Genomic DNA, 14,246 nt, shown 5'->3' with positions numbered 1-14,246 from the left:
TGCCTGAGGACGACGATGGATTGCGTTTTTTGCCGTGAAGATGGCGGCGATGTGCTGTGGCACGACGACACCTTGCGTGTTGTCCTCGCCGATGAACACGATTACCCGGGCTTCTGCCGGGTCATCTGGAACGAGCATGTGGCCGAGTTTTCCGACCTCGACGGACACGACCGCGATCGCGTGATGAAGGCCGTGTACGCGGTCGAGCGCGCGATCCGGCGCATCCTAGTCCCGGCCAAGGTCAACCTGGCGAGCCTCGGCAACCAGGTACCGCACGTGCACTGGCATGTGATTCCGCGTTTTTCGAACGACGCTCATTTCCCTTTGCCCATCTGGGCGCCGCGCCAGCGCACGGTGTCCGAAGCCATGCTGTCGTCGCGCCGCGCGCAAGCCACCTTGCTGCGCGAAGCGTTGCGGCAGGAAATCGAACAGGCGCTGGCTTGAGCTTGAATCTCGCGAACCCGGCGCATCCGCGCCAGGCCCGCGATGGGCAAGAAGAATTGAGGCGGCGTTCTCTATGAGGTCAACATGAGTGGACTGACTCCCAATACTCCGGTGCCGACCGGCGTGGTCGTGCATTCCAAATCGCGTGTGCTCGAATTGCAGTACGCAAACGGCGAATCTTATCGACTGCCGTTCGAACTGCTGCGCGTGTATTCGCCATCGGCGGAAGTGATGGGCCACGGGCCCGGCCAGGAAACGTTGCAGACGGGCAAACGCGAAGTAACGATCACGATGATCGAAGGCGTCGGCAACTACGCGCTGCAGCCGACTTTCTCGGATGGACACGCCACCGGCATTTATTCGTGGGACCTGCTGCACGACATGGCCGTGCGCCAGGATGAACTCTGGCGCGACTATCTCGCCAAACTTCAGGCGGTCGGCGTCGACCGCGATACGCCGATGGTTCAAGCCGGCGCTGCGCACGGGCACTGTCACTGATACGATTCGCCCCGAACGCCGCGCTGATGCGGCGCAACATTTCAGAATACGCGAAAGGACGAGCGCGATGAGCAAAACCCACTTCGGCTTTCAATCGGTCGACGAACAGGACAAGGCGCAGAAGGTGGCGGGCGTGTTCCACTCGGTTGCCGCCAACTACGACTTGATGAACGACCTGATGTCGGGCGGGTTGCACCGCGCGTGGAAGATGTTCACGATCGCCCAGGCCAACGTGCGGCCGGGCTACAAGGTGCTCGACATTGCGGGTGGCACGGGCGATCTGTCGAAGGCGTTCGCCAGGCAGGCGGGCGATACCGGTGAAGTCTGGCACACCGACATCAACGAATCGATGCTGCGCGTGGGCCGCGACCGTCTGCTGGACAAGGGCGTGATCACGCCGGCGCTGCTTTGCGACGCCGAGAAAATCCCCTTTCCGGACAACTACTTCGACGTGGTCACGGTGGCATTCGGCTTGCGCAACATGACGCACAAAGATGTGGCGCTGGCGGAAATGCGGCGCGTGCTGAAACCGGCGGGGCGTCTGCTGGTGCTGGAATTTTCAAAGGTGTGGGATCCGCTCAAGAAGGTCTACGACGTCTATTCTTTTAAGGTGTTGCCGTGGTTGGGCGAACGCTTTGCGAAAGATGCCGAGAGCTATCAATACCTCGCGGAATCGATCCGGATGCATCCGGACCAGGAAACTTTGAAAACAATGATGGAACAAGCGGGCCTGGACGGCGTCAAATATTACAATTTGTCAGCTGGCGTGGTAGCTTTACATGTGGGGACCAAATACTAGCGTCCCTAACCCATCGATTTTTAAAGGAAAGTACGAAAATGTCCGATTCAGGTGTGTTATCTCCCCGTAAGGTTGGGCGGTCGCTGGTGAGAAGAATCGGACTGATCGCGGTGGTCGGTCTGATCATGGCCGGCTCGCTCGCTTCGCTCGATGCGGAAGCTCGCCGCATGGGCGGTGGCCGCAGCATCGGCCGTCAGGCGAATAGCGTCACGCAGCAGTCCGCGCCGTCGCAACCCTCCCAAAGCAATCAGGCCATGCAGCAGCGCGCGCAACCGGCTCCGGCGCCCGCGCCGACGCCCGCCGCGCAGCCTAACCGGTCGCGCTGGCTCGGGCCGATCGCCGGTCTGGCGGCCGGTCTCGGCATCGCTGCGTTGCTGTCGCACTTTGGTCTGGGCGGCGCGTTCGCCGGCGCCATGGCCAATATCATCGTGATCGCGATCATCGCCATGATCGGCATCTGGCTGATCCGCCGCTTCATGGGCCGCAAGCGTGACTCGGCGCAACCGGCGTACGCGGGCAGTTCGCCGTCGCTCAACTCGGGCGGCACGGGCTACTCGCAGGAACCGCGTTATAGCGCGCCGCCCACCGGCTCGTATCTCGAACCGCAAGGCAACCCGCTGAACACGCCGACCATCAACGCCGCGCCCGTGGTGCCGGCCGGCTTCGACTCGGAGGCGTTCCTGCGCAACGCCAAGGTCTACTTCGTGCGTCTGCAAGCCGCATGGGACGTCGGCAACACCGAAGACATCCGCGAATTCACCACGCCGGAGATGTTCGCCGAGGTGAAGGTCGATCTGTCTTCGCGCGGCGCCGAGACGAATCAGACGGACGTGGTGCAACTCAACGCCGAACTGCTGGGCGTGGAGGAGCGCGCGAACGAATATTTCGCCAGCGTCCGCTTCTCGGGCTTGATTCGCGAGGCGCCGGGCGCGGCGGCGGAGCCGTTCGTCGAAGTCTGGAACCTGTCCAAGGCGAACCGTCCCGGCGAAGGCTGGCTGCTGGCCGGCATCCAGCAGGTGGCGCAGCACTGAGGCGGGCGGTGCGACAGGGGCCGCGCAACACAGCAGCGCCTTCTGAATTCGCACCGTACGTTGGCCGTTCGGCATAGCAGGCCGCGAAGCGAACGGACGTTACAATAGGAACCCGCGCGGGCACCTCGCTCGCGCGGGTTTTTTCTTGCCACTTTCAATGACCCTCGCCGCCAAGCCCTTCGCTGCTGCTGTCAATCATCTGCTCGCCCGCGAATCGTGGGCTCGTGAGCGCCTCGCGCCCTACGCGGGCAAGACCGCGAGACTGTCCTGTCCGCCGGTCGTGCTGATGCTGCTGGTGCAGCCGGACGGCTATCTGAGCGCGGTCGCCGCCACCGAGGCGCAGCAGTTCGACGTCACCATTTCCGTGCCGTCCGACGCGCTGCCCGCTTTCGTGCAAGGCGGCCAGGCGGCGGTGATGAAGCATGTGAAGATCGAAGGCGACGCCGAATTCGCCACCGTGATCGCCAAGCTCGCCGAACATCTGCGCTGGGAGCCGGAAGAAGACCTGGCCAAGTTCATCGGCGACGGCCCGGCCTATAGGGTGGCGTCGGTCGTACGCACGGTTGGCGAACACGTGCAGCGGACCGGCCGCAATCTGCTCGACACGGCCGCCGAATATCTGCTCGACGAGAATCCGCAACTGGTGCGCCGTGCCGCGCTGGAGGACTTCAACGTCGAACTGGCCCGCGCGCGCGACGCATTGGCGCGCGTGGAAAAACGCCTCGAGCGTCTTGAACAGAAGGTCGAAGCCCGCGGCGCTCATGCGCCGGGCGGCGCCGCCACGTCGCGCGGCACGCGCTAGTCACCGGGCACAACTATGCGTTTTCTGCGTTTCCTCAAGATTTTCTTTACGGTTATCCGCTTCGGTCTCGATGAGATGATGCTTAGCCGCGTCAACGACCGGCGCGTGCGTCTGCTGCTGCGCATCACCACGATCGGCCGCAAATTTGACGCGCCGCCGGGCGTGCGCCTGCGGCTCGCGCTGGAAAGCCTCGGACCGATCTTCGTCAAGTTCGGGCAGGTTTTGTCGACGCGGCGCGATCTGCTGCCAGTCGATATCGCCGACGAACTCGCCAAGCTCCAGGATCAGGTGCCGCCGTTCGAATCGGCGGTGGCGATCAGGCTGGTGGAAAATGCGCTCGGCGCGCCGGTCGACGTGCTGTTCGACGACTTCGAGCGGGTGCCGGTGGCGAGCGCCTCGATCGCGCAGGTGCACTTCGCCACGGTGAAGGCCGGGCAGCACGCCGGCAAGGCGGTGGCCGTGAAGGTGCTGCGCCCGAACATGCTGCCCGTGATCGATTCCGACCTGGCGTTGCTGCGCGACATCGCCGTGTGGGCCGAGCGCCTGTGGGCCGACGGAAAGCGTCTGAAGCCGCGCGAGGTGGTCGCCGAATTCGACAAGTACCTGCACGACGAACTCGACCTCATGCGCGAGGCGGCCAACGGCAGCCAGCTGCGGCGCAACTTCGCCGGGCTCGATCTGCTGCTGGTGCCGGAGATGTACTGGGAGTTCTGCACGCCCACGGTGCTCGTCATGGAGCGCATGGTCGGCGTGCCGATCAGCCAGGTGGAGACGCTGCGCGCCGCCGGCGTGGACATTCCGAAGCTGGCGCGCGAAGGCGTCGAAATCTTCTTTACCCAGGTATTCCGCGACGGCTTTTTCCACGCCGACATGCACCCGGGCAACATTCAGGTGAGTCTCGATCCGGCGCACTTCGGCCGCTATATCGCGCTCGACTTCGGCATTATCGGCGCGCTGTCGGACTTCGATAAGAACTACCTCGCGCAGAACTTCCTCGCGTTCTTCAAGCGCGATTACCATCGCGTCGCCACGCTGCATCTGGAGTCGGGCTGGGTGCCGCCGACTACCCGCGTGGAGGAACTCGAGAGCGCCATTCGTGCAGTCTGCGAGCCGTATTTCGATCGCGCGCTGAAAGATATTTCGCTCGGCCAGGTTCTGATGCGCCTGTTCTCGACCTCGCGCCGCTTCAATGTCGAGATCCAGCCGCAACTGGTGCTGCTCCAAAAGACCATGCTGAACGTTGAAGGGCTCGGCCGTTCGCTCGATCCCGAACTGGATCTGTGGAAGACGGCCAAGCCTTACCTCGAACGCTGGATGAACGAACAGATCGGCGTGCGCGGCTGGTACGAGCGTCTGAAAATCGAGGCGCCGCAGTGGAGCAAGACGCTGCCGCAGTTGCCGCGCCTGATTCATCACGTGCTGGCCGAGCGTCACGACAACAAACGCGGCGCGAACGACGACATGATTCGCCAGATTCTGCTCGAGCAGAAGCGCACCAACCGGCTGTTGCAAGGCTTGCTGCTGTTCGGTGTGGCGGTCGGCGTCGGCGCGGTGCTGGCGCGGGCGTTTCTGGCGCTTGCTTACGGCGGTTGACTGCGATCCCTGCGAGGTAACTGATGAGCGACCCGACCCAACCTTCCGCGCCCGACTTCGAGAGCCGCGATCCCAATTCGCCCGAGTTCTGGGACGAGCGTTTCAAGCGCGGCTTCATGCCCTGGGATCAGGCGGCCGTGCCGTCCGCGTTTGAGTCGTTCGCCGCGCGCCATGCCGGCGCCGCCGTGCTGATTCCAGGCTGCGGCAGCGCGCACGAAGCGGTCTGGCTGGCCGGGCGGGGCTACCCGGTCCGGGCGATCGACTTTTCGCCGGCTGCGGTTGCGGCGGCGCATGAGCAACTGGGCGCACAGCATGCGAATCTGGTGGAGCAGGCGGATTTTTTCACATACGAACCGCCTTTCGCGCCCGCCTGGATTTACGAGCGCGCGTTCTTTTGCGCGCTGCCGCTCGCGCGCCGCGCGGACTATGCGCGACGAATGGCCGACCTGCTGCCCGGCGGCGCGTTGCTCGCAGGCTTCTTTTTTATCGGCGCGACGCCGAAAGGGCCGCCGTTCGGCATCGAGCGCGCGGAACTCGACGCGCTGCTCAAGCCGTACTTCGAACTGATCGAAGACGAAGCCGTGCACGACTCGATTGCCGTCTTCGCGGGACGTGAGCGCTGGCTAACCTGGCGTCGCCGCGTTTGACCGCGCGACTGCAGCGCTTGACGGCGACGCCCGCCGCACTTGATTCGACTACCGCCGCCCCCACTTAACGCGACGGCGGCTGCGTCGGGCGCTTGTCCCCAAAATCCGGGGGCGGGATATCGTTTGCGGCTATAATTCAAGGCTTTGCAAGCGTTTACTAGATTTCAGTAGGGAAAAAGATCATGCCGATCTACGCTTATCGTTGCGAATCATGCGGCTTCGGGAAGGACGTGCTTCAGAAGATCAGCGACCCGCAATTGACGCAGTGTCCTGAGTGCGGGAAAGACACATTTCGCAAGCAGGTCACGGCCGCCGGCTTCCAGTTGAAGGGCTCCGGCTGGTACGTGACCGACTTTCGCGGCGGCAACGCCGGCGCGAGCGCGCCGGCCAAGCCCGACGCCAACGGCGCCTCGAATGGCGCCTCCGGCGAGAACGCGAGCGCCAATAACGGCGCCACGCAATCCGACGCGGCGCCGGCCAGCAGCACGGCTGCGACGCCGTCCGCGCCTGCTGCCGCACCAGCCGCTTCGGCGAGTTCGAGTGGTTCCGGCAGCACCTAGTAGGACTGCCGCCCTCCCGGGCGGCGCACACGCCGCGCCTTGGGCTTCGGTCCGCGCGGCTTTCTGGCGGTACACATGACGACGAAAAAAACGACGCTCAAATCGGTGTTCGCGACTGGCCTGCTGGTGCTGGTGCCTCTGGCCATCACACTGTGGGTGCTCGGTCTGATCATCGGCACGATGGACCAGACGCTGCTTCTGCTGCCGCGCGCGTGGCAGCCGGAGCGCCTGTTCGGCTTTCGCCTGCCCGGCCTCGGCGCAGTGCTCACGCTCGCCTTCATCTTTGTCGTTGGGCTGTTGACGCAGAACTTCATTGGGCAGAAGCTCGTGAAGTGGTGGGAAGTCGTGGTCGCTCACATTCCGGTGGTCGGCCCGATCTACACCAGCGTCAAGCAGGTGTCCGATACCCTGCTGTCGAGCAGCGGCAACGCGTTTCGCAAGGCGCTCCTGATCGAGTACCCGCGCCGCGGCTCCTATACGATTGCGTTTCTGACCGGCATTCCGGGCGGCGACGTCATCAACCACCTGAAAGAAGATCACGTCAGCGTGTATGTGCCGACTACGCCGAATCCAACCTCCGGCTTCTTCCTGATGGTGCCCAAGAGCGAAGTGATCGAGCTCGACATGACGGTCGACGCCGCGCTCAAGTACATCGTCTCGATGGGCGTCGTGGCGCCGTCCGCGCCGCCGGCGCCGGTGCGCCGCACGACAGTCGAGCCTCCGCTGTAACGCGGCACGTAGCGTTTTCATGCCACGCGCCGTTCAACCAATGCAAAACGAAAGACAAACATCATGTCGATGAGATCTCAATACTGCGGTCTGGTGACCGAAGAACTGCTGGGCCAATCCGTCTCGCTGTGCGGCTGGGTGAGTCGCCGCCGCGACCATGGCGGCGTCATCTTCATCGACCTGCGCGATCGCGAAGGGCTCGTCCAGGTCGTGTGCGACCCGGACCGCGCGGAGATGTTCAAGGCCGCCGAAGGCGTGCGCAACGAGTTCTGCCTGCAGATCAAGGGTGTGGTTCGCGGCCGTCCGGAAGGCACCACGAACGCCGCGCTCAAGAGCGGCAAGATCGAAGTGCTGTGCCACGAACTGATCGTGCTGAACCCGTCGATCACGCCGCCGTTCCAGCTCGACGACGACAACCTGTCGGAAACCACCCGTCTCACGCATCGCGTGCTGGACCTGCGCCGTCCGCAGATGCAACACAACCTGCGTCTGCGTTACCGCGTCGCGATCGAGGCGCGCAAGTACCTCGACTCGCTGGGCTTCATCGACATCGAAACGCCGATGCTCACCAAGAGCACGCCGGAAGGCGCGCGCGACTACCTGGTGCCGTCGCGTACGAACCCGGGCCAGTTCTTCGCGCTGCCGCAATCGCCGCAGCTGTTCAAGCAACTGCTGATGGTGGCGAACTTCGATCGCTACTACCAGATCGTCAAGTGCTTCCGCGACGAAGACCTGCGCGCCGACCGTCAGCCGGAATTCACGCAGATCGACTGCGAAACCTCGTTCCTGTCGGAACAGGAAATTCGTGACCTGTTCGAAGACATGATCCGTCACGTCTTCAAGGAAACGATCGGCGTTGCGCTGGACGAAAAATTCCCGGTCATGCTGTATTCGGAAGCCATGCGCCGTTTCGGTTCGGACAAGCCGGACCTGCGCGTGAAGCTCGAATTCACCGACCTCACGGACGCGGTCCGCGACGTCGACTTCAAGGTGTTCAGCACGCCGGCCAACACGAAAGACGGCCGTGTCGCGGCCATTCGCGTGCCGAAGGGCGGCGAGCTTTCGCGTGGCGATATCGACAGCTACACGGAATTCGTGCGCATCTACGGCGCGAAGGGCCTCGCGTGGATCAAGGTCAACGAAGTCGCGAAGGGCCGTGACGGTCTGCAAAGCCCGATCGTCAAGAACCTGCATGACGAAGCGGTCAAGGCGATCATCGAGCGCACCGGCGCGCAAGACGGCGACATCATCTTCTTCGCGGCGGATCGCGCGAAGGTGGTGAACGACAGCCTCGGCGCACTGCGTCTGAAGATCGGTCATTCGGAATTCGGCAAGGCCAATGGTCTCGTCGAGACCGGCTGGAAGCCGTTGTGGGTGGTCGACTTCCCGATGTTCGAATACGACGAGGAAGATAACCGCTACGTCGCCGCGCATCACCCGTTCACGAGCCCGAAAGACGAGCACCTCGAGTATCTGGAAACGGATCCGGCGCGTTGCCTCGCGAAGGCCTACGACATGGTGCTGAACGGCTGGGAAATCGGCGGCGGTTCGGTGCGGATTCACCGTGAAGAAGTGCAGAGCAAGGTGTTCCGCGCGCTGAAGATCAACGCGGAAGAAGCGCAAGCCAAGTTCGGCTTCCTGCTCGACGCGCTGCAATACGGCGCGCCGCCGCACGGCGGTATCGCGTTCGGTCTGGACCGCATCGTCACGATGATGGCCGGCGCCGACTCGATCCGCGACGTGATCGCGTTCCCGAAGACCCAACGCGCGCAGTGTCTGCTCACGCAGGCACCGAGCGAAGTCGACGAGCGTCAGTTGCGCGAATTGCATATCCGTCTGCGTCAGCCGGAACCGAAGGTGTAATGGCTTGAGTCCAGTCAGTGCTGTCTGCAAAACGACAGCATGAGCAACCGAAAAAGGCGTGATCACTTCGTGTGATGCGCCTTTTTCGTTTTTTGCGTTACAGTCGATGCAACGGCTTCGACCGCTCATTGGACTCAATTCCGACATGTACCGCGCAAGCGCTGCGCCCAGTTTTCACGCCATGCCGAAACCGCCGAAGATTCCGCAATCCGTACTCGTTGTCATCCATACACCCGCGCTCGACGTGCTGCTGATCGAGCGCGCCGATCACGCCGGTTTCTGGCAATCGGTCACGGGCTCCAAAGACCGGCTCGATGAGCCGCTCGTCGAGACGGCAACGCGCGAAGTCGCCGAAGAGACCGGCATTGTGGTGGGCGGCGCGCAAGTGCCGCACAGCGCGTTGTTCGACTGGCAATATTCGATCGAATACGAGATTTACCCGGAGTTCCGCTATCGCTATGCCGAAGGCGTGATCCATAACACCGAGCATTGGTTCAGCCTGCAGGTGCCCGAGCAAGTCGAGGTCACGCTGGCGCCGCGCGAGCACACCGCGTTTCTGTGGCTGCCGTATGACGAGGCTGCGTCGCGCTGCTTTTCGTCGTCGAATGCCGATGCGATCCTGCAGTTGCCTAAGAGGCTGCAAAAGCGGCTCAGTGGGCGTGCTGACATTGGGCATCCCACGGAGCGTGGCCGGTGAGCGTCGGCGGCGCGCGCCGTTTCGCGCGACTTCGGCAATCGCTGCTCGGCCGCCGCTACTGGCAGCGTTACCGCTTCACCAGCGGCAACGACGTCAAGCTACTGCGTTCCGGCGACGAGTTCTTCAGCGCCCTGATCGCGCGTGTCGATGCCGCGCAGAGCGACGTGGTGCTCGAAACTTACATCTTCTGCCATGACAACGCCGGGAAGGCGGTGAGCGCGGCGCTATTGCGCGCCGCCGCGCGCGGCGTGAGGGTGCGCGTGATTACCGACGGCATCGGCACCGCGCGTCTGCCGCTGTTCAACGAGTGGCCCGCTGCCGGCATCGATCATCGCATCTACAATCCGCATCTGTTCGGCCGCTTTGGCTTTTCGCGCACGCACCGCAAACTGGCGGTGATCGACGATCAGTTCGCATACTGCGGCGGCATCAACATCGTCGACGACTACGAGAACAATGGCGAGAAGCTGCCGTTCCGGCGCTGGGACTTCGCGGTCGAATTGCACGGACCGGTGGTGGCCGATATCCGCCAGGCGTTTGAGGTGCAATGGCGGCGGATCCGGCTCGGGCATCGGCCGATCGAGTCGATGCAGCCGGATCTCGGGCCGAAGACCACGGCCTCGCTCGGCAGTTTGCGCCGTCGCCGCCGGCGCCGTAACGAGGAGTTGTGGGCGGGCGGCCAGCCGTGCGTGGCGTTCGTCGCGCGCGACAACCTGATCAACCGGCGCGCTATCGAGAAGGCGTATCTGGCTGCGATCGGCCAGGCGCGCAACGAAGTGCTGCTCGCCAATCCGTATTTCATGCCGGGGCGCAAGCTGCGGCGCGCACTGGTGTTCGCGGCGCGGCGCGGCGTCGTGGTGAAGCTGATTATCGGGCGCAAGGAATTCAGGGCGCTCGATTACGCGGTGCCATTTTTGTATCGCGCGTTGCTCAGGGCCGGCGTGCAGATCGCCGAGTACGAGAAGACGCTGCTGCACGGCAAGGTCGCGGTGGTGGATTCGAAGTGGGCGACAGTCGGCTCGTCGAACCTCGACGCGCTGAGCCTGATGCTCAACAACGAAGCCAACGTGGTGCTGGTGAACGACCCGTCGATCGACGCGCTGCGCGAGGCAATTCTCGTCGCCTTCAAGGACGCGCGCCGCATCGACGAGGCGCGCTACGACGCCCGGCCGGCCGGTGAGCGCGCACTCAACTGGCTCGCCTACACGACCTATCGGGCCGTGATGAAGCTGCTGACGGTGGGTGGGTACGACTGACTCGCGCCGATGCGGGTGCGAACAACGCTAACGCCTGCCAGGCACGAGGCGGTTCAAGCGCAATGCTTGGGCCGCTTTGCTTTTGACGCCGCCACCCGAGTGCGGACTAATTGATTGGACAGACGAAATCACCGACTTCGCGGAACCGCGGCATTGATCGACAACTCTGGTCTGGTGATTTCCGTCGCTACTTCGACATCGCATCGTGCGGCGGCAATCGGCAAACCGAGCCTGACTCTCGACCGTTGCGCGGGATGCTGGCGTCAAGTGTGTGGCCGTGACGACAGCCCGTGATATCCCGGATTGCGTCTTTCCCTCCCGTCGCGATGTGCCGATCATAGCGAGGTGCCGGCGCACCGTGCCGCGACGCTTACGCAAACTTTTCCGGCGCACGAGAACGCGTCCGGCGAGGGTTTCTTTCTTCCTGCCTACTCCGACCGAGCAAGCCTTAGCGGTGCGCCACCACGGGCCGCAGCGCCGCAGCAGGTCTGCATCTCGAAGAACGTTCGGCACAAGCTCCGACCGGCAATGCGCGCCTTTGCGAGTGGTGTCGGAATACCCGCGATACGCCAAACGCTTCTGCATTCGGACCCACTTGCTGCATCATGTCGGCCGGCTACGTAAATCAGAGAAACCGTGCACTTAGACGAGCGGCCCACTCCAAGGCAAACTTCAGGCAAACGCCTCTAAAAAATCTCATTCCTCTGATTGACGGATGCCGCAGAATTGAAACTAGGTTAGAAACCGGTTTCTAATAAAGTCCTTGTTTCGCGGACGGCAGCACTCAATAATAGTACGGCCGTTCGATTTTCTTTCGGTCACATTAGAACGGTAAAAAGCTATGCGAAAAGGCGAACAGACGCGAGCCGCAATTCTCGAAGCAGCACTTGACCTGGCAAGCCGCGACGGACTGGAAGGTCTGACGATCGGGCTGCTCGCCGAGCGCATGCAAATGAGCAAAAGCGGGGTGTTCGCGCATTTCGGGTCGCGCGAGGATTTGCAGGTCGAAGTCGTGCGCGAATATCACCGTCGTTTCGAAGACGAGGTGTTTTTCCCGAGCCTGCGCGAGCCTCGTGGATTGCCGCGCTTGCGCGCGATGATTTCCCGCTGGATCGAGAAACGCATTCAGGAAGTCACCACCGGCTGCATCTACATCAGCGGCGCCGTCGAATACGACGATCGCGCGGATAACCCGGTGCGTGAGCAACTAGTGTCAAGCGTGACGGTCTGGCGTGCCGCGCTCACGCGTGCGATTTCGCAGGCAATGGAAGAAGGGCATCTGCGTGCCGACACCGATCCGCAACTGATGCTGTTCGAACTGTACAGCTTCACGCTCGGTCTGCATCACGACGCGCGCTTCCTGCACTTGCCGGATGCGGTGCGTCTCACGTGGGCCGCGCTGGAAAAATTGATTGTTTCGTATCAAAGCGAAAGCCGTTAGCAGCGTCGCCGCCAATCAGGCGGATTCAGCGGCGCAGAAAGTTCCGATCCACGGACTCAGCTAACGGCCTGGCTTCTTGTCAAACTTGGGAGAGAGTCATGGGACAGTACGCCGCGCCGCTGCGCGACATGCAATTCGTGTTGCACGAACTGCTTAACGTCGAAGCCGAAATCAAGCAGATGCCGAAGCACGCGGATCTCGATGCCGACACGATCAATGCGGTACTCGAAGAAGCCGGCAAGTTCTGCTCCGAAGTGCTGTTCCCGCTCAATCACAGCGGCGACCAGGAAGGCTGCACGTACGTCGGCGACGGCGTCGTGACCACGCCGAAAGGCTTCAAGGAAGCCTACGCGCAATACGTCGAAGCCGGCTGGCCTGCTTTGGGCTGCGATCCGGAATACGGCGGCCAGGGCCTGCCCGCATTCGTCAACAACGCGCTGTATGAAATGCTGAACTCGGCGAATCAGGCGTGGACCATGTACCCAGGCCTCTCGCACGGCGCGTACGAATGTCTGCACGCGCACGGCACGCCGGAGTTGCAACAGCGCTATCTGCCGAAGCTGGTCGCCGGTGTCTGGACCGGCACGATGTGTCTGACCGAGCCGCATTGCGGCACCGACCTCGGCATTCTGCGCACCAAGGCCGAACCGAACAGTGACGGCTCGTACGCGATCAGCGGCACGAAGATTTTCATCTCCAGCGGCGAACACGATCTCGCGGAGAACATCGTTCACCTGGTGCTCGCGCGTCTGCCGGGCGCACCGAACGGCACCAAGGGCATTTCGCTCTTCATCGTGCCGAAGTTCGTACCGAACGAAGCGGGTGAACCGGGCGAGCGCAACGGCGTGAAGTGCGGCTCCATCGAACACAAGATGGGCATTCACGGCAACGCAACCTGCGTGATCAATCTCGACAACGCCAAGGGTTGGCTCGTCGGCGAGCCGAACAAAGGCTTGAACGCGATGTTCGTGATGATGAACGCCGCGCGTCTGGGTGTCGGCATGCAGAGCCTGGGCCTCACGGAAATCGGTTACCAGAACTCGCTGACGTACGCGAAAGAGCGTCTGCAGATGCGTTCGCTAACCGGCCCGAAAGCGCCCGAAAAGGCGGCCGACCCGATCATCGTGCATCCGGACGTGCGCCGCATGCTGCTCACGCAGAAGGCCTACGCCGAAGCCGCGCGCGCGTTCTCGTACTGGTCCGCGCTGCATATCGACAAGGAACTGTCGCACGCGGACGAATCGGTGCGCAAGGAAGCCGCCGACCTCGTCGCATTGCTCACGCCGATCCTGAAGGCATTCCTGTCGGACAACGCGTTCGAGAGCACCAACCACGCCATGCAGATCTACGGCGGCCACGGTTTCATCGCCGAGTGGGGCATGGAGCAGTACGTGCGCGATGCGCGCATCAACATGATCTACGAAGGCACCAACGCGATTCAGGCGCTCGATCTGCTCGGCCGCAAGATTCTCGGCGACATGGGCGCGAAGATGAAGAAGTTCGGCAAGCTGGTGTCCGATTTCGTCGAAGCCGAAGGCGTGAAGCCGGAAATGCAGGAGTTCATCAACCCGCTCGCCGACATCGGCGAAAAGGTGCAGAAGCTGACGATGGAAATCGGCATGAAAGCCATGCAGAACCCGGATGAAGTCGGCGCCGCCGCCGTGCCGTATCTGCGTACCGTCGGCCATCTGGTGTTCTCGTACTTCTGGGCCCGCATGGCACGCGTCGCGCTGGATAAGGAAGCTTCGGGCGATCCGTTCTACAAGGCCAAGCTCGCCACGGCGCGCTTCTACTTTGCGAAGCTGCTGCCGGAAACGGCCATGACGATCCGTCAGGCACGCGCAGGTTCGAAGTCGCTGATGGAAGTCGAAGAAGCGCTGTTCTAA

At 62.8% G+C, this 14,246-nt stretch carries 14 protein-coding genes; all 14 read left to right on the top strand.

Annotation, left to right across the window (positions count from 1 at the left end):
* Positions 1 to 15: 15 nt before the first annotated feature.
* The 14 genes from ACFSNN_RS13635 (at position 16) to ACFSNN_RS13570 (ending at position 14,246) form a co-directional block, all read left to right on the top strand.
* Entirely contained in the window at positions 16 to 444 is a 429-nt protein-coding gene (locus ACFSNN_RS13635; RefSeq protein WP_134457155.1) for an HIT family protein, read from the top strand.
* A gap of 84 nt (positions 445 to 528) precedes the next feature.
* Positions 529 to 942, top strand: coding sequence for a gamma-butyrobetaine hydroxylase family protein (locus tag ACFSNN_RS13630; RefSeq protein WP_134457154.1), 414 nt, complete (start codon positions 529 to 531; stop codon positions 940 to 942).
* 67 nt (positions 943 to 1,009) lie between these two features.
* Complete coding sequence (ubiE, locus tag ACFSNN_RS13625) at positions 1,010 to 1,741, top strand: bifunctional demethylmenaquinone methyltransferase/2-methoxy-6-polyprenyl-1,4-benzoquinol methylase UbiE (RefSeq protein ID WP_134457153.1); 732 nt, start codon at positions 1,010 to 1,012, stop codon at positions 1,739 to 1,741.
* A gap of 38 nt (positions 1,742 to 1,779) precedes the next feature.
* Complete coding sequence (locus tag ACFSNN_RS13620; protein ID WP_134457152.1) at positions 1,780 to 2,772, top strand: Tim44 domain-containing protein; 993 nt, start codon at positions 1,780 to 1,782, stop codon at positions 2,770 to 2,772.
* A gap of 157 nt (positions 2,773 to 2,929) precedes the next feature.
* Positions 2,930 to 3,574, top strand: a complete 645-nt coding sequence (locus ACFSNN_RS13615) for a ubiquinone biosynthesis accessory factor UbiJ (protein WP_134457151.1) — start codon at positions 2,930 to 2,932, stop codon at positions 3,572 to 3,574.
* 15 nt (positions 3,575 to 3,589) lie between these two features.
* The gene (ubiB, locus tag ACFSNN_RS13610) at positions 3,590 to 5,167 is read left to right on the top strand and encodes a ubiquinone biosynthesis regulatory protein kinase UbiB (protein ID WP_134457150.1); all 1,578 of its coding nucleotides are present in this window, start codon (positions 3,590 to 3,592) and stop codon (positions 5,165 to 5,167) included.
* Positions 5,168 to 5,190: 23 nt separating this feature from the next.
* A complete protein-coding gene (locus ACFSNN_RS13605; RefSeq protein ID WP_134457149.1) occupies positions 5,191 to 5,814 on the top strand; it encodes a class I SAM-dependent methyltransferase in 624 nt (207 codons plus the stop codon).
* Positions 5,815 to 5,996: 182 nt separating this feature from the next.
* Positions 5,997 to 6,374, top strand: coding sequence for an FmdB family zinc ribbon protein (locus ACFSNN_RS13600; RefSeq protein WP_134457148.1), 378 nt, complete (start codon positions 5,997 to 5,999; stop codon positions 6,372 to 6,374).
* A gap of 75 nt (positions 6,375 to 6,449) precedes the next feature.
* Positions 6,450 to 7,103 carry a DUF502 domain-containing protein gene (locus tag ACFSNN_RS13595; RefSeq protein WP_116148682.1) on the top strand — a complete coding sequence of 218 codons (654 nt, stop codon included), beginning with the start codon at positions 6,450 to 6,452 and terminating at the stop codon, positions 7,101 to 7,103.
* A 63-nt stretch (positions 7,104 to 7,166) separates the two neighbouring features.
* Positions 7,167 to 8,966, top strand: a complete 1,800-nt coding sequence (aspS, locus tag ACFSNN_RS13590; protein WP_134457147.1) for an aspartate--tRNA ligase — start codon at positions 7,167 to 7,169, stop codon at positions 8,964 to 8,966.
* Between the two features lie 181 nt (positions 8,967 to 9,147).
* On the top strand, positions 9,148 to 9,663 hold the full coding sequence (gene nudB / locus ACFSNN_RS13585) for a dihydroneopterin triphosphate diphosphatase (RefSeq protein ID WP_134459018.1): 516 nt from the start codon (positions 9,148 to 9,150) through the stop codon (positions 9,661 to 9,663).
* On the top strand, positions 9,660 to 10,919 hold the full coding sequence (gene clsB, locus ACFSNN_RS13580) for a cardiolipin synthase ClsB (protein WP_134457146.1): 1,260 nt from the start codon (positions 9,660 to 9,662) through the stop codon (positions 10,917 to 10,919). The genes nudB and clsB overlap by 4 nt, the downstream gene beginning before the upstream one ends.
* A gap of 841 nt (positions 10,920 to 11,760) precedes the next feature.
* Positions 11,761 to 12,360 carry a TetR/AcrR family transcriptional regulator gene (locus ACFSNN_RS13575; RefSeq protein ID WP_012431721.1) on the top strand — a complete coding sequence of 200 codons (600 nt, stop codon included), beginning with the start codon at positions 11,761 to 11,763 and terminating at the stop codon, positions 12,358 to 12,360.
* 98 nt (positions 12,361 to 12,458) lie between these two features.
* A complete protein-coding gene (locus ACFSNN_RS13570) occupies positions 12,459 to 14,246 on the top strand; it encodes an acyl-CoA dehydrogenase C-terminal domain-containing protein (RefSeq protein WP_134457145.1) in 1,788 nt (595 codons plus the stop codon).

The sequence above is a fragment of the Paraburkholderia dipogonis genome (genome assembly GCF_042680985.1).
In the GTDB taxonomy this organism is placed as follows: Bacteria; Pseudomonadota; Gammaproteobacteria; order Burkholderiales; family Burkholderiaceae; genus Paraburkholderia; species Paraburkholderia phytofirmans.
This window is presented reverse-complemented; position numbering and strand designations above follow the sequence as displayed.